The sequence below is a fragment of the Nocardiopsis halophila DSM 44494 genome, from assembly GCF_000341245.1.
Taxonomy (GTDB): Bacteria; Actinomycetota; Actinomycetes; order Streptosporangiales; family Streptosporangiaceae; genus Nocardiopsis_A; species Nocardiopsis_A halophila.
Genome location: NZ_ANAD01000251.1, coordinates 23,392 through 47,942 on the forward strand (window position 1 = coordinate 23,392; position 24,551 = coordinate 47,942).

The window sequence follows — 24,551 nt, forward strand, 5'->3', positions numbered from 1 at the left end:
CTGGTAGCGCCCGGAAGCACGCCCCGGCGCTACCAGGCCCCGGAGTTGGCGTTCATGCCCGAGTACGACCTCTCGCTTTCGGGGAATCTGCTGCTGAAGCGGCGCGGATTCCGTTCCATCCTCGTCTGCTTGCCGGTCCGCCGAGGCTCTTCAGGACTGTCCCGGTGCCTGTTGTCCTCCGCCATTGCGACGAGCCGACGGCAATCCTGCTCAACAGGCAGATGCGAGGCGAGTCTTTCGAAGACCGGGTTCAATTCCTCGGGCGCGAGGATCACTCCGGGGACCACGGAGCGGACCTGCCCCAGGAACTGGTCGACGAGGAGGGACAGGCCCCCGGCGAACTCCGTCCCCACAGGACGTTCGACCGAAGCGTCGAGGTCGTCGGCGGCCTGCTTCAGCGTCAGGAGCTCGATGCGGCCGAGCTCCTGTGTCGTGAGAAGCCTCCGGTAGGCGTCCAGACGCCCGTACTGATCCTGTCCGACCGGCTCCAGGCGGAGACGCAGGACGTCATGGGTCTCGCTCCACGTCCGTATGGACTCCTCCGGGTCCGCGTACCAGTTCAGCGCCTCTTCGTTCACGTGTCTGAGCAGCGGCGTCAGCATCAGCATCATGCGTGCCGCCGTTCCGTTCGCGCGAACGGCGATGCCTCGCAGAAGCTTGGACGTCACCCCGTCGTACGGGACCGTGATCCCGTACGGATCGATGATGTCGAGATCTCCCGGACCTTCGGGGCTGATCTCGAAGCCCAGGCACTCCCCGACGACCACCGGTTCGCCGCGCTCACGCTCCAACGTGCTCGTCGTCGCGCGCGTCAGGTCGCCCATGTGCCGGATGCGGACCGTGTCCACGAACCCGTGCCACTCCTCATCCATGAGCCCGCGCCAGTACGTCGCCGCTCTCCGCCAGCCGTGCCAGGGCATCCGGTCCTCCTCCGGGAACAGCTCTGCCAGGTCCAGCTCCTCGCCGCAGCATGCCAGCAGCACCACGAGGTTCATCGAGTAGGCGGCCTGCCGGTACATGACCGTCGCGCGCCAGGGCTCGTATCCCTCGAACTCCTGGGAGGGGCGTGCGTAAGGCGCCTCGTGGAAGAGCATCAGCAGCAGGTCGATGTACTCCGAGCGCTCGCCCGGCTCTTCCCTGAAACGCTGCTCCAAGAGGTCGTCCAGGAACTCCACCACCGCCGCCCGAGAGGTGAACGCCGCATAGGAGGTGATGGCGTACAGCTCCCCGTGGTCCAGCGGACGCGAAGTCCGTCGCCGTCTGGAGCGCTTCCGCTCCTCCCGCCGGTCCTCGACCAGCCCCTCCAGCACGGCGGCCACGTACCGCGCCACGAGATACTCGCCGAACGTGGCGTGCAGGAACTCGTAGACGCTCGCCGTGCGGTCCCGGGCCTCCGCACGCGACTCGTGGACGAAGAAGAACCGCCCGAGCACCTGGTCCGCGTCGCTCAGCGCGCCGTGGAGACCGGTCTCTTCAGGACGGAGGCCGGCGTCCGGGAACAGCGCTTCCAGGTCCTTGTCCAGCTCCTCCGAGGAGATGGTCTGGCGGTGCCGGGTGAACATGGCCAGCGCCACGACCTCCAGGCGGCGCAGTTCGCCTTCCACGGCCTGGTGCGCCTCGTCGTCGGTGAGGTTGGACCGGTGCTTGTCCACCTCCCGGTCGGCGAACATGCGCAGCAGTTCCTCGTACAGGGCCGAGCGCGACAGCGCCCCCTCCTTGCCCTGGAGGGCGTTGGTGTCCGAGTCGTAGATGAGCAGCATCATCAGCAGCAGCGGCTGCTCGGCCAGCTCGCGGTAGGCCAGCACCGACTCCAGCGGGGTCGGGGACAGGCCCCGCGCCGCGAGGGACTGCTCGTGCGCGTCGTTCCAGATCTCCAGCATCCGCCCGATCTGCGCGCTGCTGAACGGTTCGAGTTTGATCACCGGGCAGCCCTCCGGGACCCGCATGCGGTCGGCGACCACCGTCCGGCTGGTGACGATCACCGCCACCGGCTGTCCCAGGGCCTCCTGGCGCCGCTGGAACTCCTGCACCTGCTCCAGGTAGTCCGACCGGTCCACCCCGGTGGCCTGCAGGAGCTCGTCGAACCCGTCGAGGATCACGACCGGGAGCGCGCCGTGGGCGCCGTCGGCCAGGTCCCGCCAGGACACCCCGGTGTGCAGGGACGCGCGCAGGCCGTCGTCGATCTGGTCGTGGATCGGCGCGTTCGCCCGCACCCCGCGCAGCTCCACGCGGACCGCCAGGAAGTCCGAGGGCGGCAGCTGCGCGGCGATCATCTCGGTCAGCTTGGACTTGCCCGCCCCCGGGTGGCCGAGGACGGTGATCGGGTACCGCGTGGCCACCCTCTGCGTCAGCAGACCGGCGAGGATGAGCTGCACGTCGTCGTGCGCGCCGGCGTGCTGCCGCCACCACTTCTCCGACGACAGCTTCGCCTCCACGACGTTCCACGTGAACCTCCCCCGGGGAGAGAGGTAGGCCTCGGCGGACGTGGGCACCCCGGCCCCCGGGGCGGCCGTGCGCAGGATCGGGCGGTCGAGCACCGCCCGGTAGAGCGCGGCCAGCTCCTCCCGCCGCCGCCCGGGGGCGGGGCCGGAGGAGACCTGCTCCAGGATGCCGCGCAGCGCGGCCAGGCCGGTCTCGATCCGCTCCACGCCCGCGTCGGTGCGCCGCTGGGCCTGCATCTGAGCCCAGATGCGCACCTCCGGGACGTCCGCGGCGAGCCCGAGGAGGCTGTCGGCGTACCCGGCGGCCGTCTTCGGCGCGATCGCGTCGACGTCCAGCCGGGAGCGCACCGCCTCGCGCCCGGCCTCGTCCAGCGCTGCGAACGCCTCGGTCCCCTCCACATGGGCGCGCAGGGAGCGGACGGTCCGCCGGTGGGGCCCGTAGGCCAGAAGGGACGCGCTCTCCTCGGACACCGCCAGCACGCCGTCCTCCATCCGCAGGACGTCCCCGTCCAAGGGGCGCACGCCGTCGGCGATCTCCAGCTGGGACTCACGGGTGAGCCGCAGGTCCTTCAGGGACAGCGGGCAGTCGGGGGTGTCCAGGACCTCGTCCACCGCAGAGAAGAACGCCTCGACCGCGATGATCTTCAGGGCGGCCTCGATCCGCTCCATCCGGGTCATCCGGTCGACGCCGGTGATCTTCTCGCGCAGCGGCCGCAGCGCCTCGCGCCCCTTCTTGACCAGCTCGCTGCGCACCCCGAACAGGTCCGGGACGCCCAGCGCCCCCAGCCCCCCGTCGACGAGCTTCTCGGCGAAGTCCAGGATTGCGGGCTCGTCCTTGCCGAGGACCTTCAGCGCATCCGCGTAGCTGAGCTGCCTTTTGGCCATGGGGGGTGGTCTCTCCTCGCGTTCGGGCGGCGGCCGGGCCGGGGGCGGCCGAGCGCGGGGGCGCTCGGCGGGGGCCGGAATCCGGTTCCGTCCTCGTGTCCGGTGATGCGAGGATGCCACGGAAAAGCCCTGAGCCGCAGGGGCTGCGGGCGCCGCCGGGCGCCGGGGCCCGGCGGCGCGACACTCCCCGGAGGCCGGATGACGTCCTATATCCGCTCGGTCACCTTCGACTGCGCCGATCCGTACACCCTGGCCCGCTTCTGGGCCGAGGCCGTCGGCGGGGAGGTGCACCCCGACGGCGTCCCCGGCGGAGACGAGGCGTTCGTGGCCGGCGCCGACGGGCGCCCCGAACTGCTCTTCCTGCGGGTTCCCGAGGGGAAGTCCGCCAAGAACCGGGTCCACCTGGACCTGGGACCGCGCGGCACCCGGCGCGACGAGGAGATGCGGCGCCTGGTCGGCCTGGGCGCGACGGTCCTGCAGGACCTGCGGCGGGAGGGCGGGGCCGGGTTCTGGCTCATGGCCGACCCCGAGGGCAACGAGTTCTGCATCGAGATCAGCGACGAGGAGATCCCCGAGGTCACCGGCCGCGAGGCGTGAACGGGCGGCCGGGGCGGCGTGGGACGGTGCCCCGGAGGAGCAGGACCGCAAGGGCGGAACGATGGGGCGGGCCGATAGGACGGACCGCTCCGCCCCGCCCTGCGGGCGCCGCTCCGGGCGGTCGCCCGCTCGCCGGAGGGCATCCGCCGAACGGCCCTAGGGCAGGCGCCAGTCCACCGGGTCCGAGCCCTGCTCCTGAAGCATCGCGTTGGCCCGGCTGAAGGGGCGCGAGCCGAAGAAGCCGTTCTTGGCCGACATCGGGCTGGGATGGGTCGACTCCACGCACGGCACGTCCGGCATCAGCGGCCGCAGGTTGCGGGCGTCGCGGCCCCACAGGATCGCCACCATCGGCGTGTTCCGCGCCGCGAGCGCGCGGATGGCCTGGTCGGTGACCTCCTCCCAGCCCTTGCCCCGGTGCGAGGCGGGCTTGCGCGGCATCACCGTCAGCGCCCTGTTCAGCAGCAGCACGCCCTGCTTGGTCCACGGCGTGAGGTCGCCGTTGCTCGGCATCGGCAGCCCCAGGTCGTCGGCGTACTCCTGGAAGATGTTGCGCAGGCTGCCCGGCAGGCGGACGTCGGGGGCCACGGCGAAGCTCAGCCCGATGGCGTGTCCGGGGGTGGGGTAGGGGTCCTGGCCCACGATCAGCACGCGCACGTCCTCGAAGGGCTGCTGGAAGGCGCGGAGCACGTGCTCCCCGGAAGGCAGGTAGGTGCGCCCGGCGGCCACCTCCTGGCGCAGGAAGTCGCCCATCTCCTCGATCTTCCCTGCAACCGGCTCCAGGGCTTGGGCCCAGCCCTTGTCCATGATCTCGTTCAGCGGTCGTCCCATGACGACAAACCTAGCGACGCCCAGGGACCGAATCGGACGGATCCGCCGAACTCCCGGGGGATCCTGCGCTCCCGCCGGAGCCGCGTCGCCGACCGGGCGGAGCGGTTATCGTGTCCACGCGGCCCCAGCGGGCCGCTCCCCGCGACCCCGGAGCATTGCGAGCAGCACGTGAACCAGCAGCCCGACGGCGACCGGCCCCCTCAGCATCCGCAGCACGGACCTGCTCCGGGCGGCCCGCCACCGCCGGATGCCCCGCCCGGTCCTCCGGCGGGCGGACCCGCCGGCCCGCCCCAGGGACCCCCGCCGGGACCGGTGGGCCGCCCCGTTCCCGGGCCTCCGGGCGGCCCGCCTCAGGGGCCGCCTCCAGGAACGCCTTACGGCCCGCCGCCCGGGTACCCGGGACAGCCCGCGCATTCCGGCGCGCCTTACGGCCCGGGGCCCGGTGGGCCCCCGCAGCCGCCGTACCCGCCGCAGGGGCACTCCGGAGGCCCGGTGCCCCCTCCGCAGCCCGGTCCGGGCGGGCCGCCGCCCAAGAAGTCCAAGACCGGCCTGGTCATCGGACTCGTGGCGGGTGGCCTGGTACTCGTGCTCGTGGCCGCCGTCGGCGGCTTCCTCCTCCTGCGCGGCGGGGGCCAGGGCCCGTCCGGCGCCGGGGCGTCCGAAGGCGCGGGGCCGGGGGTGTCGCCCGACGGGCTGCAGGTCCTGCAGGACGACGGCAGCCTCGTGCACGCCGACCCCGGCGCCGAGGCCCCCGTGGTGGAGGTCTACATCGACTTCCAGTGCCCGGCCTGCCGGGAGTTCCACACCGAGCGGCAGGGCCTCCTGGAGGAGATGGGCGAGTCCGGCGAGGCGATCGTGCACTACCGGCCCGTCAGCGTCTTCGCCAAGCGCGGGGGCGTCCTGGCGGAGAACTCGGTCCGGGCCGGGGCCGCGGCGATCGTCGCCGCCGAGTACGGGCACTACCTGGAGTACCAGGACCTGCTGTTCGAGCGGCAGCCCGTCGAGGGCGAGGAGGGGTTCACCCCTGAGGAGCTGGCCGGCCTGGGCGAGCAGGCGGGCATCGACGACCCGGGGTTCCCCGACCGCCTCCAGGAGGAGATGGACGCCGCCGACGCCGAGGTGAACGGCCCCGGTGCGGGGAGCGGCGCCGCGTACGCCCTGATCAAGGCGACCGACGGCGTGATGAACAGGTACGGCGGCGCGGACGCTTTCGCCGGCACTCCGGGGGTCTACATCAACGGCGAGTCCGTCGACCCGTACACCGCCGACCTGCGGGCCCGCATTCTCGACGCCGATCCCGGAGAGGTCACCACCGCCCCGCGGTAGCGGGCCGCGGTACCGGCCCGGTCGGACGGCGCGGCCGACGGTCGGGGGCGCCCGCGAGGGGACGGCGCCCCGGACCGCCCGCCGACTGCGCCCCGCCCCCGTTCACAGGGCCCGGATCTGGGTGATCTGCAGGACCCGGACCGTGAAGTGGGAGACGGCGCTGCCGCCGTGGACGTAGACGCGGTAGCAGTCCTCCCCGGACCGGGTGATGATGCGCCCCCGCGGCGAGAGCGGCCCCGGGAGAGCGTGCGTGCGGGCCAGCTCCAGCGCCGCCGCCCGGGCGGCGTCCCGGTCCTCATAGGTCCAGTGGAGCGTCTCGGCCACGACGCGCTCGCCCCGGCCCAGCGACTCCTCGACCACGGCCAGCCAGCGGCCCGCGCGCTCGGGCCGGTCCTCCCGGCCGTCCTGCCGCGTCGTCGGATGCATGCCCGTGCCTCCTGCCCCCGCTCGCGCCCGGCACCGTGACGGACCACTGTGGCAGGCCGTCCCGAACGAGCGTGATCCTTACCCTGAACGCCGCATGGCGGAAGGGTCCGCCCAGGTCAAAGGCGTCTCCCCGGGCGGATCCGGGCGCCGCGGGGCGCACCGCGGCTCACCCCTCCACGTCGTCCGGGTCGGCGGTGTGCACCGACACCACCCCCTCCAGCCCGGCGAGCGCCGCGGTGAGGCCGGACACCTCGCCCCGCCCGACCAGGGTCAGCACCAGCCCGATGAGGGCGCCGCCGTCGTCGCCGCGCCGGGTGCGCACGTCGTGCACGTCGAACCCGCGCGCGGTCGCCTCGGCCAGGATCCCGCGCAGCGCCCCGTGCCGGTCCCGGTACTCGATCTCGAACACCGTGGTGTCCGGCGCCGACCGGGTGAGGCGCCGGGTCAGGACGGGGTAGCCGTAGGCGACCAGGAAGTGCACGGCGGTCACCGCGGCGGCCAGCAGCCACAGCCCCGCCCCGGCGGCGGTGCCCACGGCCGCGACCACCCATACGGTGGCGGCCGTGGTCAGGCCGCGCACCACGTCCCGGCGGACGAAGATCAGCCCCGCGCCGATGAAGCCCACGCCCGACACGATCTGCGCCGCCAGCCGGGAGGGGTCCAGCGCGACGTCGTCCCGGTCCAGTACGTCGCCGAAGCCCCACTTGCTCACCAGCATGAACAGGGCCGCGCCGATGCCCACCAGGGTGTGCGTGCGCAGCCCGGCGCTCTTGTTGCGCAACTGGCGTTCGAGGCCGATGAGGGAGCACAGCACCAGCGCCGTGAGCAGGGCGAGGAGCTGCTCCCAGCCTTGGTCGGACACGTCGAGCATGGGGGTGCACTACCCGCACAGGGGCGAGCACCACCCCAGCGCGCCCCCAAACACGGGTCAGGCGCGCACCCCGCGGGGCGCGCGCCCGACCGTGTTCTGGAGGCGCCCCGCCTCAGCGGCAGCGCCGCAGCCCGTCGTGCTTGGACAGGTTGAGTGCGGTGGTCACCATCGGCACGTGGCTGAAGGCCTGCGGGAAGTTGCCGACCTGCCGCCCGGCCTTGGGATCCCACTCCTCGGCCAGCAGGCCCACGTCGTTGCGGAGCGAGAGCAGCCGCTCGAACAGCTCCCGTGCGTCGGCCTCGCGCCCGATGCGCAGCAGCGCGTTGGCCATCCAGAAGCTGCACGCCAGGAACGCGCCCTCGTCCCCGGGGAGCTTGTCGGCGGTTCCGGCGCGGTCGGTGCGGTAGCGCATGACGAACCCGTCGACCATCAGGTCGTCGCGGACGGCCTCGATGGTGCCGATCACGCGCGGGTCGTCGTAGGGCAGGAACCCCAGCTCGGGGATGAGCAGGAGCGCGGCGTCCAGCTCCTTGCTGCCGTAGTACTGGGTGAAGGTGTTGCGGTCGGCGTCGAAGCCGTACTCGCACACCTCGGCGTGGATGGTGTCGCGCAGGGCCCGCCAGCGCTCGATGGGCCCCTCCATGCCGAACTCCTCGACCGTGCGCACGGCGCGGTCGGCGGCGACCCAGGCCATCACCTTGGAGTGCACGAAGTGCTGGCGCGGACCGCGCACCTCCCACAGACCCTCGTCGGGCTCCTGCCAGCACCACTCCAGGAAGTTCACCAGGGAGCGCTGCATGCCCCACACGTGCTCCTCGCGCGGCAGCCCGGAGCGGCGGGCCAGGTGCAGCACGTCCATGACCTCGCCGTAGACGTCGAGCTGGTACTGGTGGACGGCGGCGTTGCCGATGCGCACCGGGCGCGAGCCCTCGTAGCCGGGCAGCCAGTCGGCCTCCCACTCGGCCAGCCGCCGCTCGCCGCGGATGCCGTACATGATCTGCATCTGCTGGGGCTCGCCGGCCACGGCGCGCACCAGCCACTCGCGCCAGGCCTCGGCCTCGTCGGTGTAGCCGCTGCGGATCAGCGCCTCAAGGGTGATGGTGGCGTCCCGCAGCCAGCAGTAGCGGTAGTCCCAGTTGCGGATCCCGCCGATCTCCTCGGGCAGGGAGGTGGTGGGCGCGGCGACGATGCCGCCGGTGGGGGCGAAGGTGAGCGCCTTGAGCGTGATCAGCGAGCGCACCACCGCCTCGCGGTAGATCCCGTCGTAGCTGCACCGGCCCACCCAGCCGCGCCAGAAGCGCTCGGTGCGCGAGAGCGACTTCTCGGCGTCGAGGTGCTCGGACTCCTCCACGTGGGAGGGGTGCCAGGTCATCACGAACGGGACCCGCTGCCCGGCGGTGACGGTGAACTCGGCGTCGTGGGCGAAGTTGTGCCCGTCCAGGGGGACTGCGGTGCTGATCCACACCGAGTCCGGCCCGGCGACGGCGGCCAGCTCCGAGCCGCTGCGGCGCACCCACGGCACCACGTTCCCGTAGTCGAAGCGCAGCCGCAGCGCGGTGGACATGCGCACGGTGCCGCTGACCCCCTCGACGATGCGCACCAGGTGGGGGGCGCCGCCGCGCGGCGGCATGAAGTCGATGACCCGGACCGTGCCCTCGCCGGTCTCCCACTCGGTCTCCAGGACGAGTGTCTCGGGCCGGTAGCGGCGGCGGGTGGCGGTGGAAGGGCCGCCGGCGGGCCCGATCCGCCAGTTGCCGTTCTGCTCGTCGCCGAGGAGTGCGCTGAAGCAGGCGGGGGAGTCGAAGTGCGGGAGGCAGAGCCAGTCCACGGAGCCGTCGCGCCCCACCAGTGCGGCCGTCTGCATGTCGCCGATCAGCGCATAGTCCTCGATCCAGCCGGACACGCGGCTCACCCCCTGGTGTGTAATGAAGATCACATCCTGCGCGGACGTACCGTATCCGACTCCGAAGGGGGTCGGGGGCGCTTGACCGGAGCCTCGGTCACCTCTGCCCTCCGCCGGGTCCGCGGCGGACGGGGCCACCTCCCCCTCGGTGCCGGGGGACGGGTCTTCACCGGTGTTCCTGCAACGCTACTGCGCCAGGCCCCCCGTGTCCCCGTCCCGCGCGGGGCGTGGGGCGGGGGTCGGCACGGGGACGGGACCGATGATCCGCGCCGTCACCGTCCGTCCGGGACAGCGTACCGGCGCCGAAGCGCCCCCGGGAGCGTTCATTCGCAATGGGATCCGGGGCATTGGCGTTCGGGCACTTGCATGCGCGGGATGCACAGCTGGGCCAGCGGGCCGATGGCCAGGGCGAAGAGGAGCGTGCCCGGTCCCACGGTCCCGCCGAGCAGGGCGCCGGCGGCGACGACGGCCGCCTCGATCCCGGTGCGCGCAGCGCGCAGGGACAGGCCGCGCTCGGCGAGCCCGGTCATCAGGCCGTCGCGCGGCCCGGGGCCCAGCCGGGCGCCGATGTAGCAACCGGTGGCCGCCCCCGTGACCGCGGTGCCGACGGCCAGGTAGGCGATGCGCAGCGGCAGCGCGTGCGGGTCGGGCAGCCACAGCAGGGTCAGGTCGACCGAGAGCCCTACGAGCACCACATTGCTCACCGTGCCCAGGCCCGGGCGCTGGTGCAGCGGGATCCACAGCAGCATCAGCAGCGCGCCCACGATGATGCTCCAGGTGCCCACGCTCAGGCCGGTGCGCAGGGCCAGGCCCTGGTGGAGCACGTCCCAGGGCGTGGCCCCCAGGTCGGCCGCGAGCAGCAGGGCACCGCCGACGCCGTACAGGTGCAGGCCGACCAGGAGCCGGAGCAGCCGTTGCGGCCGGGGCGGCGGGACCAGGGCGGCGAGCAGGGCGGCGGGCGGGCGCGGGGAGTGGAGAGAACGGGGCATGTGCGTAATATTGGCCCCATGCATTACGCGAGTAACAGTGCCAATTCACGAAAGTGGACCGGCCATGGCCGGTGAGCGGCGGATCAATGGGCGGCTATTGGCCCGACTGGTCGGTGACGGGGCCCAGGGGCGGCCCTACTACCTGGCGGTGGGGCGGGCCATCGGCGGCCTCATCCTGGACGGCCGGGTGCCCACCCACACCCGGCTGCCGGCCGAGCGCGACCTGGCCGCCGCGCTGGGGGTCAGCCGCAACACCGTCACCGCCGCCTACTCCTGGCTGCGCGACAACGGCTACCTGGACAGCCGGCAGGGCGCCGGCAGCTGGACGGTGCTGCCCGAGTCCGGCGGCAGCGGGGGCGCCCCCTTCGTCCCCCAGGCCGAGCACATCGATCTGGGCGTGGCCGCATCGCCTGCGGTCGACGGCCTCCAGGACGCCGCCCGCCAGGCCGTGGAGCAGCTCTCCGCGCACGTGGGCAAGCTCGGCTACACCCCGCGCGGCCTGCCCGAGCTGCGGCACGCCATCGCCCGGCGGTACGTCGAGCGGGGCCTGCCCACCACGCCCGACCAGATCTTCGTCACCAACGGGGCCCAGCACGGCGTCGCGCTGCTGACCGACCTGCTGGTGGAGCCGGGCGACACGATGCTGGTGGAGTCGCCCACCTACCCGCACGCCCTGGAGTGCGCCCGGCGCGCCGAGGCCCGCATCCGCACGCTCGCGGTGACCTCCGACGGCTGGGACATGGAGTCGGCCGCCGACGCCTTCCGCCAGTGGCGCCCCAAGGCCGCCTACCTCATCCCGGACTTCCAGAACCCCACCGGCGCCCTGATGGACGACGACGAGCGCGCGGTGATGGTGCGCGAGGCCAAGCGCGCGGGGAGCTCGATCATCGTCGACGAGACCGTGGCCGAACTCGCCATCGACTCCGGGGACCAGCCCGCGCCCATGGCCGCCTACGACACCGACGGCAGGGTGTTCACCGTGGGATCGGTCTCCAAGCTGCTGTGGGGCGGGTTGCGCGTGGGGTGGGTGCGCACCACGCCGCCGATGGTGGAGCGCCTCATGGCGGCGCGCCAGCGTGTGGACATCAGCAGCCCGCTCATCGACCAGCTCATCGTCACCCGGCTGCTGGCCGACGTCACCCGCATCCGGGCCGAGCGCAGCACCGGGCTCCGCCGCGGACGCGACGCTCTGGTCTCCCTCCTGCGCGAACGCCTGCCGGGGTGGAGGTTCACCACGCCCAGTGGAGGACTGGTGCTGTGGGTCACCCTGCCCCAGCCCATCGCGGGCGCGCTGTGCGAGGCCGCGCTCCGGCACGGGGTCCACCCGGCGGCGGGCCCGGTCTTCGGCACGGAGGGGACGCTGGAGCGCTATGTGCGGCTGGCCTACACCCAGCCCCCCGAGGTGCTGGAGGAGGTGGTCGACCGGCTCTTCGAGGCCTACGGCGAGGCCATGGCGCGCCCGGCCCCGGTGCACGGGGAGCTGTACCTGTGACCGGCTCGTCCGTGATCCGCGCGTGAGCCGTGCCCGATGCGCCCGAGGCGGCCGAGGCGGCCGAAGGTTTCGGCCCCCCCGCCTCGTTCGCTCCGCCGGCGTCACAGGATCATCCGCGGTCTTGCCCTGGTTCGCCTAACCGTGTTCGGATATGCGGGCGGGAGTGACGTGCATCACGTTCGAGAGGCGGGAGGGCGGCTGTGGACGTAGAGCAGACCCTGCGCGAGCGCGCGGAGGTGGAGGCCGAGATCAAGGGCCGGACCCTGGTGGACTGGCTGCGGCACACGGCGGAGGAGGAGGGCGAGGCTCCCGCCCTCTCCGACCGTGTCGGCGACGGCTGGAGGACCCTGACCTGGGCGCAGTACCGCAATGCGGCCCTGGAGGCCGCGGCGGCCTTCATCGGGGCCGGGATCGGGCCGGGCGAGGTGGTGGCCCTCATGCTGCCCAACCGGTCCGAGCACCTCATCGCGGACATGGGCGCCGTGCACGCCGGCGCGGTGCCCTTCACCGTGTACGCGACCTTCGCCCCCGAACAGGTCGCCTTCGTGGCCCAGGACTGCGGCGTGCGCATGGCGGTCCTGGAGGGCGCGCAGGAGCTGGAGCGGTGGCGAACGGCCCTGGACCGCCTGGAGAGCCTGCACACGGTCGTGCTGCTGGACCCGGACGCGGTTCCGGACGCCCCCGGGGACGGCCGCAGGTACGTCTCCTGGGCCGACTTCACCGCCGAGGGCGCGCGCCTGCACGCGGCCGAGCCCGGCCGGGTCGAAGAGCGCGCCGCGGCCCTGACCCCCGGCGACAACGCGACCCTGCTGTACACCTCGGGCACCACCGGCAACCCCAAGGGCGTGTTCGAGACGCACCACCAGGTCCTGTTCCAGTGCGTCATCACCCTGAGGGCCAACGCCACACCGCACCGGGCGGTCAGCATCTCCTACCTGCCCATGGCCCACATCGCCGAGCGCGTGCTGAGCGCCTACCTGCCCATCAGGGTGGCCGGGCACCTGTACTTCTGCCCGGAGCTCCCGCGCCTGGGCGAGTACCTGGCACTGGTCCGGCCGCACGGGCTGTTCGGGGTGCCCCGGGTGTGGGAGAAGCTCCAGTCCGGCCTCACCGCCGCCCTGGCGGCCGCCCCCGAGGACCGGCGCAAGGCGGTCGAGGAGGCCTCGGGGATCGCCCGCGCCTACATGGAGCAGGGGCAGTACGGGCGCGAGCGCGAGCCCGGACTGGCCGAGCGGTTCGCCGGGGCCGACGCCCAGGTGCTCGCGCCCATCCGCGCGCTGATCGGGCTGGACCGCGTCGTCTACTGCGTCACCGCCGCCGCCCCCATGCCCGAGGAGACCGTGCGCTTCTTCAGCGGCCTGGGGGTGCTCATCCGGGACGTGTACGGGATGACCGAGAACTGCGGGGCCGTGACCGTCAACCGGCCGGACCGGTACCGGTTCGGGAGCGTGGGCGTGCCCTCCGACGGCATGGAGGTGCGCACGGCCGAGGACGGCGAGATCCTCGTGCGCGGCCCCGTCAACGCGTCGGGCTACCACAACCGGCCCGAGGAGAGCGCCGCGCTCGTCGACGGCGACGGGTGGCTGCACACCGGCGACGTGGGCAGCATCGACGAGGACGGCTTCGTCTACGTGGTGGACCGCAAGAAGGAACTGTTCATCACCTCGGGAGGGGAGAACATCGCCCCGGCCTCCATCGAGAGCCGCCTCAAGGAGCACCCCCTGGTCGGCCAGGCGCTGGCCTACGGCGACCGGCGCCCCTACCCGGTCGCGCTGCTCACGCTCGACCCCGAGGTCGCCCCCGGCTGGGCGGCGGCCCGCGGGATCGAAGGCGCGGACCCGGCCGTCCTGGCCCGGGACCCGCGCATCCTGGAGGAGGTCGGCCGGGCCGTCGAGGCGGCCAACGAGGGCCTGGCCCAGGTGCAGAAGGTCAAGCGCTGGCGGCTGCTCGCCGACGAGTGGAGCGTGGAGAGCGAGGAGCTGACGCCTTCGCTCAAGCTCAAGCGGCGCGTCATCCACCGCAAGTTCGCCGACGCCATCGACGGGCTCTACGGCGACTGAGGCCCGCCCCGCGAGCGGGGCCGTGGACACCGCCCCCGCGCTGCGCCGACGGTCCCCTCCGGTGCAGCGCGGGGGTCGGGCTCACGCCTGTGGGGCGAAGCGCGCGGCGAAGCGCGCGACCTCCTCCAGGGCCGTCTCCCGGTCGGTCTCGTTGAAGACCTCGTGCTGGGCGCCGGGCAGGATGCGTGCCGTGACGTCGTCCCCGGCCAGGGTGAGGATCCCCTCCGCCGTGCCGTCGACCGGGACGATGCGGTCGTCCGCCCCGTGGATCCACAGCAGCGGCAGCGTGCCGATGCTCCCGTCCGCCGCTGCCCTCTTGAGCTCGGTGGCGATGGCCTCCAGCGTGGGCCGCTTGAAGGGGCCGTGCCAGACCAGCTCGTCGGCGGCGTAGGCCTCGCCCACCGCCGGGTCCCGCGACAGCGCCGCCGGGTCGATCGGCACGTCCGGGATCTCCTCGTGGGCCAGCAGCGCGGGCACGAAGTCGCAGCGGCCCAGCAGCGGCCCCGACAGCGCCAGCGCGGTGAGCTCCCCGGGGTGGGCCTGGGCGTACCGCGCGGCGATCAGCCCGCCCATCGAGTGGCCCACCATCACCAGCGGCAGGCGCGCGTAGGCGCTGCGGGCCTGGGTGACGAGCCGGTGCACGTCCTCCACCGCGCCCGCGAAGTCCTCGATGAGCACGCGCTCGCCCTCCGAGCGCCCGTGCCCGCGGTGGTCGAGCCCGTAGACCGCGGCGCCCCGGGCGCACAGGTACTCGGCCACGTGCTCGTAGCGGCCGATGTGCTCGCCGTAGCCGTGCACCAGGACCGCCAGCCAGGCGGGTTCGGCGCCGCCGGCCGCCCAGGCCCGCGCGTGCAGCCGCTGCGCCCCTCCGGGCCCGCCGGGCAGGCCCCACTCACGCGATACGACCATCGAGGCTCCTTCCGTTGTCGTCCCCCGAAGGTAGCGTGCGGCGCGCGGGTGGACACGGGGGCAGGCGGTGCCGCCGCTCCGGGCCGCGCGGAGGTGCCCGCCGGTCCGGGGCGGGCGTGGTGCACTCGTGGGAGGGCGCCCGAGGGGGCTGTGGCATCGGCCGAATCTCGGGCGCGGGGGAGAGGAGGTTTTGTGCCGGGAGACGGAAAAGCGACCGAAACCCGGCCGGAAAACGTCCCGAAGTGGACGGAGTTGCGCAAGAACGGCCCGTCCGGCACCACGGGACGAACCACGCGTCTTTTAGGGTGGCGTGTGTCGGGAAGCACCAAGGTGATGCGGTCCCGGCCCCCACAGTGCCGCACACCGCCGCGGGCGGTCACCCGACCGGTCCCCGCGACGAACATGGGAGGTGACGCCCGTGCTGGCTGATTCCTACGGGAGAGTGGCCACCGACCTGAGGGTCTCCCTCACCGACCGGTGCAATCTTCGCTGCACGTACTGCATGCCTCCGGAGGGGCTCGAATGGCTGCCCAAACCGGAGCTGCTCACCGACGACGAACTCCACCGCCTGATCCGTATCGGTGTCACGATGCTGGGGATCACGGAAGTCCGTTTCACCGGGGGCGAGCCGCTCCTGCGGCGCGGGCTCCCCGGCATCATCGCCGCCGCCACGTCCCTGGAGCCCCGGCCCACGACCGCGCTGACCACCAACGGCATCGGCCTGGCCCGGACGGCCCCGGCCCTGGCCGAGGCGGGCCTGGACCGGGTCAACGTCTCCCTGGACACCCTCCGGCCGGACGTCTTCGAACACCTGGCCCGGCGCCGCCGCCTGCCCGACGTGCTGGACGGGCTCGAGGCCGCGGCCGAGGCCGGGCTGACGCCGGTCAAGGTCAACGCCGTCCTCATGCGCGGAGTCAACGACGACGAGGCGCCCGACCTGCTCGCCTACTGCCTGGAGCGCGGCTATGAGCTGCGGTTCATCGAGCAGATGCCGCTGGACGCCCAGCACGGCTGGCGGCGCGACACCATGATCACCGCCGACGAGATCCTCGGCCTGCTCGGCACCCGCTACGACCTGGCGCCCGACGAGGCGGAGGAGCGCGGCAGCGCCCCGGCGGAGCGGTTCACGGTCGACGGCGGCCCGGCCACCGTCGGCGTCATCGGCTCGGTCACCCGGCCCTTCTGCGGTGCCTGCGACCGGGTCCGGCTCACCGCCGACGGCCAGATCCGCAACTGCCTGTTCGCCAGAGAGGAGTCCGACCTGCGCCCGCTGCTGCGCGACGGCGGCACCGACGCCGAGATCGCCGAGCGCTGGCGCGCGGCGGTCGCCCGCAAGATGCCCGGCCACGGCATCGACGACACCGGCTTCCTCCAGCCCGCGCGCCCCATGTCGGCGATCGGGGGCTGAGCCCGGGGCGGACCGGTCCCGGGGGCGGGCGCGCACGGAAATCCCGTTGCCGCGGCGGGCCCGCCCCTGGTCTGATCTCCAGGCGTCCGGGCCCCGCGGGGCCCGGACGGACCGACCCGCCCGACAGGAGGAGGATGAGGAGCCGTGCCCTACACGGAGGCGCCCGGTGCGCGCGTGCCCATTCGGATGTGGACCGATCCGGAGCGCGTCGAACCGGCCGCCATGGACCAGCTCCGCAACGTCACCCGCATGCCCTGGGTGCACGGACTGGCGGTGATGCCCGACGTGCACTACGGCAAGGGGGCCACCGTCGGCTCGGTGATCGCGATGCGCGACGCCGTCTCCCCGGCGGCCGTGGGCGTGGACATCGGCTGCGGCATGACCGCGGTCAAGACCTCGCTCACGGCCGAGGAGCTGCCCGACGACCTGCGCCGGCTGCGCTCGGACCTGGAGGCGGCCGTCCCGGTCGGCTTCGCGATGCACCGGGCTCCGGTGGACGTGCGGCGCGTGCACGGCCTCGCCTCCGCCGGCTGGGGCCGGCTCTGGGACCGCTTCGACGACCTCGCCCCGGCCGTGCACCCCCGCCGGAGCCGCGCCGAGCGCCAGATGGGCACGCTGGGCGGCGGCAACCACTTCCTGGAGGTCTGCCTCGACGACGCGGGCTCCGTGTGGGCCGTGCTGCACTCCGGCTCGCGCAACATCGGCAAGGAGCTGGCCGAGCACCACATCGGGAAGGCCCGCCGGCTCCCGCACAACCAGGACCTGCCCGACCGCGACCTGGCGGTGTTCGTCTCGGGCACCCCGGAGATGGACGCCTACCGCCGCGACCTGTTCTGGGCGCAGGAGTACGCGCGCCGCAACCGCGACGTCATGATGGGCCTGGCCTGCGACGTGCTGCGCCGGTCCTTCCCCGGCGTGCGGTTCGAGCCGTGGATCTCCTGCCACCACAACTACGTCGCCGAGGAGCGCTACGACGGCGTCGACGTCTTGGTCACCCGCAAGGGCGCGATCCGCGCCGCCGCCGGCGACCTCGGCATCATCCCGGGCAGTATGGCCACCGGCACCTACATCGTGCGCGGGCTGGGCAACGAGTCCTCGTTCAACTCCGCCTCGCACGGGGCGGGGCGGAGGATGAGCCGCAACAAGGCCCGCAAGACCTTCAGCGAGGCCGACCTGGCCGAGCAGACCCGCGGCGTCGAGTGCCGCAAGGACCCCGGCGTCGTGGACGAGATCCCCGGCGCCTACAAGGACATCGAGGAAGTGGTCTCGGCCCAGACCGACCTCGTCGAGGTCGTGGCGCACCTGCGGCAGGTGGTGTGCGTCAAGGGCTGAGCGGGCGGCCCGGCGGCCGCGCGAGACTGAGGGGAGGGGCCGTGGAGCGGCTCGAGGGCTGTGACAGCGTCATCCTGGCCGGCGGCCGCGCACGCCGCATGGGCGGCGCCGACAAGCCCGGCCTGGAGGCCGGGGGAGCCACCCTGCTGGAGCGGGTGGCCGCGGCGGCCCCCGGGCGCGTGGTGGTCGTGGGGCCGCCCCGGGAGCGGCCCCGGGCCGAGTACGTGCGCGAGGACCCGCCCGGGGCCGGCCCGGTGCCCGCGCTGCGCGCAGGCGCGGCGCGGGTCGCGGAGCCCTGGACGGCCGTCCTGGCCGGGGACCTGCCGTTCCTGCGCCCCGAGGACGTCTCGGCGCTGCGGGCGGCGGCCCGGGGGCGGCACGGGGCCGTCATGGTCGACGCCGCCGGCCGCGAGCAGTGGCTGCTGGGCGTCTGGCGCACCGAGAGGCTGCGCGCGGCACTGGAGGCCTGCACAGGGGCGTCGCTGCGGGGCCTGTTCTCCTCCACGGGCGACGTCCGGACGTTCGACTTCGCCCGGGTGCCGCTCAGGGAGGGCGCCGAGCTGGCCGCCTTCGACTGCGACACCCCCGAGGAACTGGACCGCGCCCGGGAGCTGCTGCGGCGCCGGTCGCCCTGACCGCCGGGACGCGGCCCGCACCGGGACGGGCCGCCAGGACAGGGGTGCCAGGGCCGGGGGGTCAGCCCTCGAACTCCTCGAAGGGCACCGTCTCGCGCAGGAAGCCGCGCACGTCGAGGAATTCGGCCAGGTACGCACGGTGCTCGCCGCAGGCGAGCCAGGTCTTGCGGCGGTCCGGGGTGTGCACCTTGGGGTTGTTCCACACCAGCACCCACTGCGCCGGTTCGCGGCACGCCCTCCGCGAGCAGACGGGCGGTTCGGCGGCTGCGGGGTCGCTCGGGCTCAACGGCGGTGCTTCCTGGTCGCTTCGGCGGCCCGGCCGGTCGGACGCCGCGGTGCGGCGCCGGCCGGGGAGAGAAAAAGGCGACGCCGGGTGGCTACGGGGGCAAACCACCCGACGTCGCGCGCGGTGTTCCGACGGGGGCTCGAAACACCGGCCCAGCGCTCCGACGGGGGACCGAAGCGCTGTCCCCCAATGTACACCGCCGCTCCCCGGGGTACGTCAAGACTCAGTTACGACGTGATCTCGGGAGAGTCCCGCGGACCTGCTGTTTCTCCAACTAATGGCGAATTATCCGGAACGGGACCAATGGTGGAGGGGCGGAACCCGTAAAGGGTCGGGAAAGCGGCGGCGAAGACGGGATTGCCCGTTCGGCCCCCCGGGAAGGGAGCCGGGGAATGTGCGATGGAACACACCCGCCGGGTCCCGAGGGGACGCGGCGGAGGCGGGGAGGACGGCCATGAGCGAGCACACCTACCGGGTCACCGAGATCGTCGGCACCTCACACGAAGGCGTCGACCAGGCCATAAGCAACGGCATCGAGCGGGCCGGGCAGACCCTGCGCGGCCTGGACTGGTTCGAGGTCACCCAGGTGCGCGGCCACCTGGAGGACGGACGCATCGCCCACTACCAGGTGGGGCTCAAGCTGGGCTTCCGCCTGGAGGGGAACCAGGAGTGAACGGGGCGCGGGGAGCGGATGCGACCGCTCCCCGCGCGGCCCTCACGAGGCCTTGCTGACCGTCGACATGTTGAAGTCGGGGATCCGCAGCGGAGGCATCGCCGTGCGCGGGAACATGCTCCCGGCCTCCCTGGACAGCGCGGGAACCGACGCCCCGGCCTCGGTGGCGCGCCGCAGCAGCCCCAGGGGCGACTCGTTGAACCGGAAGTTGTTCACCGCCCCGGTGACCCGCCCGTCCTCCACCAGGTACACGCCGTCGCGCGTCAGCCCGGTCTGCAGCATCGTCTGCGGGTCCACCGAGCGGATGTACCACAGGCAGGTCAGCAGCAGCCCGCGCTCGGTGCGCTCCACCATCTCCTGCACGCCGTCCGTCGCCCCCGGCATCTCCAGCGCCAGGTTGTCGATGAAGCCCGTCGCCTTCATACCGGTCGTGCGGGCCGTCGCCCGCGTCTGGCCAAGCGCGCGCAGCACGCCCTCGGAGATCCACTCGGTGCGGCGCAGGGGCATTCCGTTGTCGAAGGCGCTGACGTCGCGCCCGGGACTGCCGGTGACGGTGAAGGGCGCGCACTCCAGGCCCGGGTACCGCGGATCGCTCAGCAGGTCCAGCGGCAGTCCGGCGATGCGCTCGCCGAGGCGCGTCCCGCCCCCGCCGTCGGAGGACGACAGGGCCGAGCGCCCCTCGTAGGCGTCGCGCGCACCGGAGTCGAAGTACAGCGGCACCATCATGTCGGCCACCGCCTCGGGCGGCATGACCACCTCGTGGCGCCCGGCCGGCAGGTCCACCTGGCGCGAGGCCCACTCGGCCCGCCGCGCCAGCTCGGCGTCGAGCGCCTCGGGGTCCACGTCGGTGAAGTCCCGCGTGCCCCGCCCGACCCAGGCCGAGCGCGGGTCGGCGCCCTCGCCCCGGGTGTTCATCTCGATGGTGCCCTCGGGCTGGTCGTGGCGGAGCCGGAGCCCGGTCGAGGACCCCAGGTAGGTGGTGACCATGCTGTGCTGGGCGAAGCCGTAGTGCAGCCGCCCCGACCCGCCGGAGGCGCCGAAGACCCGCCCCAGGCCGCGGGCCGTCTCGGTGAACACCTCCACGCCCGTCGCCGCGGGGGGCGCGTCCCAGTCGCCGCCCGAGCCCGCCTCGCCCGGCCCGACCAGCGGAACGGCCTCCTCGGTGGGGATGGCCGAGGAGGCGGCGGCCTCGGCGGCGCGCACCAGCTCCTCCAGCTCCTCGTCGCGCAGGCCGCCGCGCTCGACCACGCCGACCTGGGTGCCGCCGGGGCCCTCGGCCACTGCCACGACCGTCACCGACCGCGAGCGGGCGGCGCCGTTGGTGGTCAGCGAGCCGCCCGCCCAGCGCAGGTCGGTCCGGCTGCGCTCGCGGACCAGCACCATGCACGCGTGCGCGCGGGACAGCCCCAGGGCGCGCTCGACGAGGTCCTGCGGGGTGGACGTGGTCACTCTCCTGCCTCCTGCACGGTGTTGAGGACGCGGACGCCGGTGAAGGCCGCCGCCGGGCAGCCGTGGCTGACCGCCGCCACCTGGCCGGGCTGTCCCTTGCCGCAGCGGAAGGTCCCGCCCAGCACGTAGGTGGAGGGCCCGCCCACGGCGGCCATCGCGTTCCAGAAGTCGGTGGTGGTGGCCTGGTAGGCGACGTCGCGCAGCATGCCGTCCAGGCGCCCGTTGCGGATCCGGTAGAAGCGCTGCCCGGTGAACTGGAAGTTGTACCGCTGCATGTCGATGGACCAGCTGCGGTCGCCGACGATGTACACGCCGTCCTCCACGCCGGCGATGAGCCCCTCGGTGCTGGGGCCCTCGGGGTCGGGGGCCAGCGACACGTTGGCCATCCGCTGGATCGGCATGGTGGAGGGGGAGTCGGCGAAGGCGCACCCGTTGGAGGGGCCCTGGCCGGTCAGCCGGGAGATGCGGCGGTCGCGCTGGTAGCCGGCCAGCACCCCGTCGCGGATCAGGTCGAAGGAGCAGGCGGCCACCCCCTCGTCGTCGTAGCCGACGGTGGCCAGGCCGTGCTCGGCCGTCCGGTCGCCCCTCACCTGCATCGACGGGGCCCCGTAGCGCAGGGTGCCCAGGTGGTCGGGGGTGGCGAAGGAGGTGCCGGCGTAGGCGGCCTCGTAGCCGAGCGCGCGGTCGAGCTCGGTGGCGTGGCCGATGCTCTCGTGGATGGTCAGCCACAGCTGCGAGGGGTCGACCACCAGGTCGTACAGGCCGGGCTCGACCGACGGCGCGCGCAGCTTCTCCTCCAGCAGCGCGGGCAGCGCGTGCAGCTCGGCCTCGACCCGGGAGGTGTACTCCCAGCCGCGGCCCGCCGGGGGCGAGAGCGTGCGCATGCTGTCCATGAGCCCGCCCCGGTGGGCGAACACCTCCACCTCGGGGGCGATGCGCACCCGCTGCTGGGTGGTGGAGGTCCCGGCGCTGTCGGCGTAGAACTTCTGCTCCTTGGCCTGGAGCAGCGTGGCGTCCACGTGGTCGACCCGGTGGTCCTCCTGCAGGCGGCGGGACCAGCTCGACAGCATCGAGGCCTGCTGGCGCACGGTGACGGCGAAGGGGTCGCTCTCGTAGGAGGACACCCACACCTTGTCGGCGTGGACGGGTTCGGGGGCGAGTTCGATGCGCTCGGCCGTCAGCGGGGCGGCGACGCGGGCCATGCCCACGGCGCGCTCGGCGGCCTCGGCGGCGGCGCCGGGTTCGAGGACGTCGCCGGAGGCGAAGCCCCACACGCCGTCGTGCACCACGCGCACGGCGAAGCCCAGGGTGTCGGAGTCGGCGGCGGTGTCGACCGAGCCGTCGGAGAGCGACAGCACCCGGCCGCGCACCCGTTCCAGGCGGAAGTCGGCATGCTCGGCGCCGAGCGCGCCGGCCCGCTCCAGGGCGGCGTCGGCGAGCTCGCGCAGGGGCAGTGCGAGGAAGTCCGAATCGATGTCAGGCACGCCGGACAACCTACTCGGCGGCCCCACCCGCCGACCAGGGGCCGCACCAGGGGCTCCGCGCCGGGGCGGGGGCGCTCCGCCCTCCTCACCCGCCGCGCTGGACGTCGACGTGCACGTGGTCCAGGTGGCGCAGGATCTCGTTGTCGGGGTCGGGCGAGCGGTAGTCCCACCAGCCCCCGGCCGAGCCGCGTGCGTTCCAGATCTTGTCGTCGAAGATCACGTTGGCCACGTGCAGCTCCTCGGCGTGGGCGACCAGCCAGTGCGCCAGCAGCCACCCTTCGCGGCGGTTCTCCTCGTTCACGGGCCGGTAGAACACGTCGATGGCGCGGCCGTCGTAGTGGGCCGAGTCGCCGCCGTGGCCGCTGTCCACCCCGCCGGGCTCGTAGCCGCCCAGGCTCTGCTCACCGAAGACCTCGCCCATGGCCTCCAGGACGTTCTCGGCGCGCGGGGTCAGGCCCGACTCGGCCAGATCCTCGCGCGCAAGGCCCGAAGCGGGGGAGGCGCGGCAGGTCAGGCTGGGACCGGCGTCGTCCGGCGGCCCCTCGGCGAGGCGCTCCAGGGCCGCCGGGTCGATCCCGGAGGTGTCCGGCGCCTCGGCGCCGCGCGCGCTGAGCGCGACGGCGGTGGTGGCCAGCTGCGCCTCCTCGGCCGTCAGACCGACGCTGCCGCCCTCGGTGTGCACGGCGCACTCGGGACCCCAGGGGAGTGCTGTGCGGTCCTTCCCGGCCGCGTCGAGGAGCCTGGGCGCGGCCAGCGCCAGACCGCCGGCCAGCAGCGCCAGAACGGCGAGGCCGATCAGGAGGCGGACGAGGCAGCCGCCGCGCCTGCGCCTGGGCGGCCGGGCGCCGCCGGTTCCGCGACCGGCGCCGGTGTCCCGGGGCCGTGGGGCGGAGGGAGAACGGGGGGCGTCGGAGGCGCCTTGACGGGGATCGGTGCTCACGGCCCGTATGACGACCGGGCCCAGGGGATGGTTCCTGAGCGGCGCCGTGATGCGGCCTGTGCGGACGACGCAGGGAGGCCACGCCGGGAGACCATGCACGGAGACGACGCCGGGACAGGAGCCGACCGGGGCGGCGACCCTGCGGACCCTGCGGCCGTCCGGCGATGAGGCCGGGGGAGATCGCCGGGGCGTGGTGACGGGGGGCCGGGTCGGCTCAGGCGAAGGCCGACCAGGCCGCGTAGGCGCCGCCCCCGATCAGCACGAAGGCCCAGACGCGGTCCATGTTCACCCAGCGAAGCCGCATGGCGTGCACACCCAGGAAGTCGTAGGCGATGAGGGCGACCACGCCCGCGGCGGCGAACATGGCGAGCGTATGGATCCCCGTGGCGAACAGGCCGACGGCGGTCGCGTCGAGCAGGCTCCAGGAGGCGTCCGCGGCCCCGGCCGCACCCGTCTCGGCGACGGTGCCGCCCTGATCCGCGGAGGCCGCCTGCCCGGCGGCGGCCCCGTCGGCGCTCGGCCCGGCCGCGGCGTGGGCGTGCCCGGCCGCACCGTGCCGGTGCCCGGCCCCGGAGCCGCCCTCGGCGATCTCGCCCGCCAGCACAGGAAGCACCATCAGGCCCGCACCGTGCATGGACGCCATGAAGAAGGACCACGCCCCGATCTGCGGCAGGGACATGCGCACGTCGGCCCAGTGGAAGTGCCGCCGCGCAAGCAGCGTCCACAGGCCGGCCGCGACGAGCAGGGCGCCGCCGACCACGGTGAACCAGTGGGAGGCGGTCATCGACCCGGTGACGGTGATGACCACCGCGACCGCCGCGATGGAGGCCGCGTGGCCCAGCGCCAGCGGCGGCAGCGACCGCAGCAGCGCCGCCCTGCTGCCCTCCTGGAGCCCGCGTGAGACGGCCAGGAGCCACCCCATCGCAGGGTTGGCGCCGTGGAAGACGCCGAGGCCGATCAGGGTCCACAGCTGGGCTGAGGTCATCGCCGCCCACCGTTCCCGTCCGCAGGTCGCGCCGCCGGTGCCCCGACGCGAGCGTCACACGAGGCGACCGTGCGATCAACGCTCAGCAGCGATCATGGCCGGGAGCGGCCATAGCCCCGGAACGGCGGTTCGCGCCGGGGACGGTGGGGAAGCGACACGGCCGGACGCCGCGGGGAAGGGGCCGGACGAGGGGCGTCGAAGACGCGGTCGGAGGCGGGGTCGCGGGACCGGGGGACTGGGGGACCGCGATTCGCGGTTCCTGCGTGCTCCGGGGCGTCCCTGCGCGATCGAGGGGCGGCAGCGGACAGGGCACCTGGGGCCGAGGTCCGATTCCAGAGGCGGGGCCCTGCACGCAGGCGCGACCCCGCGATCGCCTGTTCCACTCGGCTCCCCTTCGGAGGAGATGCTCCACCTCCAGCCAGGCGAGGAATTCGGCGCGCGGCCTGGAGGCGGGGTCCTTCGATGCAGGGGAGGAGCGGCGACGGGACGGCAGGTGCCCCGCTCCGGCCTGCTTGCCGGGCGGCGGGCCGTCGGGGTGCCAGGGGGGGGAGGGCGGCGACGAAGAGGCGTGGCGGTTCCCCGGGCTTGGCGGTCGGCTGCCAGGCCTCTCGCGGTTCCGGAACAGCAGCAAC

20 protein-coding genes are annotated in these 24,551 nt (G+C 73.8%); 8 read left to right on the forward strand and 12 right to left on the reverse strand.

What is annotated here, in order from left to right; all coding sequences use genetic code 11:
* Window positions 1-29: 29 nt before the first annotated feature.
* The gene (locus tag D450_RS0126780; RefSeq protein ID WP_017541699.1) at window positions 30-3,326 is read right to left on the reverse strand and encodes an NACHT domain-containing protein; all 3,297 of its coding nucleotides are present in this window, start codon (window positions 3,324-3,326) and stop codon (window positions 30-32) included.
* 198 nt (window positions 3,327-3,524) lie between these two features.
* Here D450_RS0126780 and D450_RS0126785 point away from each other — a divergent pair, with 198 nt between their 5' ends.
* The gene (locus D450_RS0126785; RefSeq protein ID WP_017541700.1) at window positions 3,525-3,923 is read left to right on the forward strand and encodes a VOC family protein; all 399 of its coding nucleotides are present in this window, start codon (window positions 3,525-3,527) and stop codon (window positions 3,921-3,923) included.
* Between the two features lie 156 nt (window positions 3,924-4,079).
* Here the strand turns inward: D450_RS0126785 and D450_RS0126790 are convergent, their stop codons facing one another.
* Entirely contained in the window at window positions 4,080-4,751 is a 672-nt protein-coding gene (locus tag D450_RS0126790) for a uracil-DNA glycosylase (RefSeq protein ID WP_017541701.1), read from the reverse strand.
* 492 nt (window positions 4,752-5,243) lie between these two features.
* Here D450_RS0126790 and D450_RS0126795 point away from each other — a divergent pair, with 492 nt between their 5' ends.
* Entirely contained in the window at window positions 5,244-6,077 is an 834-nt protein-coding gene (locus D450_RS0126795; protein ID WP_017541702.1) for a DsbA family protein, read from the forward strand.
* Window positions 6,078-6,179: 102 nt separating this feature from the next.
* Here D450_RS0126795 and D450_RS0126800 read toward each other — a convergent pair whose 3' ends face one another.
* The 4 genes from D450_RS0126800 to yczE all read right to left on the reverse strand — a co-directional run bounded on the left by D450_RS0126800 (window position 6,180) and on the right by yczE (window position 10,266).
* Complete coding sequence (locus D450_RS0126800; RefSeq protein WP_017541703.1) at window positions 6,180-6,503, reverse strand: hypothetical protein; 324 nt, start codon at window positions 6,501-6,503, stop codon at window positions 6,180-6,182.
* A gap of 166 nt (window positions 6,504-6,669) precedes the next feature.
* Window positions 6,670-7,374, reverse strand: a complete 705-nt coding sequence (locus D450_RS0126805) for an MgtC/SapB family protein (protein ID WP_017541704.1) — start codon at window positions 7,372-7,374, stop codon at window positions 6,670-6,672.
* A gap of 112 nt (window positions 7,375-7,486) precedes the next feature.
* Window positions 7,487-9,277, reverse strand: a complete 1,791-nt coding sequence (locus D450_RS0126810; RefSeq protein WP_017541705.1) for a glycoside hydrolase family 15 protein — start codon at window positions 9,275-9,277, stop codon at window positions 7,487-7,489.
* 323 nt (window positions 9,278-9,600) lie between these two features.
* Window positions 9,601-10,266 (reverse strand): membrane protein YczE, encoded by a 666-nt coding sequence (gene yczE / locus D450_RS0126815; protein WP_017541706.1) that lies wholly within the window; start codon window positions 10,264-10,266, stop codon window positions 9,601-9,603.
* Window positions 10,267-10,330: 64 nt separating this feature from the next.
* On the opposite strand from yczE, the gene yczR reads away from it, so the two are divergent.
* Both yczR and D450_RS0126825 read left to right on the forward strand, forming a co-directional pair.
* Complete coding sequence (gene yczR, locus D450_RS0126820; protein ID WP_017558964.1) at window positions 10,331-11,758, forward strand: MocR-like transcription factor YczR; 1,428 nt, start codon at window positions 10,331-10,333, stop codon at window positions 11,756-11,758.
* A gap of 200 nt (window positions 11,759-11,958) precedes the next feature.
* The gene (locus D450_RS0126825; RefSeq protein WP_017541708.1) at window positions 11,959-13,818 is read left to right on the forward strand and encodes an AMP-dependent synthetase/ligase; all 1,860 of its coding nucleotides are present in this window, start codon (window positions 11,959-11,961) and stop codon (window positions 13,816-13,818) included.
* Window positions 13,819-13,899: 81 nt separating this feature from the next.
* Here D450_RS0126825 and D450_RS0126830 read toward each other — a convergent pair whose 3' ends face one another.
* Window positions 13,900-14,727, reverse strand: a complete 828-nt coding sequence (locus D450_RS0126830; protein WP_017541709.1) for an alpha/beta hydrolase — start codon at window positions 14,725-14,727, stop codon at window positions 13,900-13,902.
* A gap of 418 nt (window positions 14,728-15,145) precedes the next feature.
* Between D450_RS0126830 and moaA the strand changes: the two genes are divergently transcribed.
* The 3 genes from moaA to mobA all read left to right on the forward strand — a co-directional run bounded on the left by moaA (window position 15,146) and on the right by mobA (window position 18,102).
* Window positions 15,146-16,135, forward strand: a complete 990-nt coding sequence (moaA, locus tag D450_RS0126835; protein WP_026128791.1) for a GTP 3',8-cyclase MoaA — start codon at window positions 15,146-15,148, stop codon at window positions 16,133-16,135.
* Window positions 16,136-16,279: 144 nt separating this feature from the next.
* On the forward strand, window positions 16,280-17,467 hold the full coding sequence (locus D450_RS0126840) for an RtcB family protein (RefSeq protein ID WP_017541711.1): 1,188 nt from the start codon (window positions 16,280-16,282) through the stop codon (window positions 17,465-17,467).
* A 41-nt stretch (window positions 17,468-17,508) separates the two neighbouring features.
* Complete coding sequence (gene mobA, locus D450_RS0126845; protein ID WP_017541712.1) at window positions 17,509-18,102, forward strand: molybdenum cofactor guanylyltransferase; 594 nt, start codon at window positions 17,509-17,511, stop codon at window positions 18,100-18,102.
* 61 nt (window positions 18,103-18,163) lie between these two features.
* Here mobA and D450_RS33910 read toward each other — a convergent pair whose 3' ends face one another.
* Complete coding sequence (locus D450_RS33910) at window positions 18,164-18,388, reverse strand: hypothetical protein (RefSeq protein ID WP_152513448.1); 225 nt, start codon at window positions 18,386-18,388, stop codon at window positions 18,164-18,166.
* Window positions 18,389-18,842: 454 nt separating this feature from the next.
* Here D450_RS33910 and D450_RS0126855 point away from each other — a divergent pair, with 454 nt between their 5' ends.
* Window positions 18,843-19,061: a dodecin gene (locus D450_RS0126855; RefSeq protein WP_017541714.1), complete on the forward strand. Its 219-nt coding sequence runs from the start codon at window positions 18,843-18,845 to the stop codon at window positions 19,059-19,061.
* 42 nt (window positions 19,062-19,103) lie between these two features.
* Here D450_RS0126855 and D450_RS0126860 read toward each other — a convergent pair whose 3' ends face one another.
* From D450_RS0126860 to D450_RS0126875, 4 genes are all read right to left on the reverse strand, one after another.
* Entirely contained in the window at window positions 19,104-20,510 is a 1,407-nt protein-coding gene (locus tag D450_RS0126860; RefSeq protein ID WP_017541715.1) for a metallopeptidase TldD-related protein, read from the reverse strand.
* Window positions 20,507-21,994 carry a TldD/PmbA family protein gene (locus tag D450_RS0126865; protein WP_193374801.1) on the reverse strand — a complete coding sequence of 496 codons (1,488 nt, stop codon included), beginning with the start codon at window positions 21,992-21,994 and terminating at the stop codon, window positions 20,507-20,509. Before D450_RS0126865 ends, D450_RS0126860 begins: the two co-directional genes overlap by 4 nt.
* Before the next feature lie 85 nt (window positions 21,995-22,079).
* Window positions 22,080-22,934 carry a hypothetical protein gene (locus D450_RS0126870; RefSeq protein WP_017541717.1) on the reverse strand — a complete coding sequence of 285 codons (855 nt, stop codon included), beginning with the start codon at window positions 22,932-22,934 and terminating at the stop codon, window positions 22,080-22,082.
* 214 nt (window positions 22,935-23,148) lie between these two features.
* Window positions 23,149-23,919, reverse strand: coding sequence for a hypothetical protein (locus D450_RS0126875; protein WP_017541718.1), 771 nt, complete (start codon window positions 23,917-23,919; stop codon window positions 23,149-23,151).
* Window positions 23,920-24,551 lie beyond the last annotated feature (632 nt).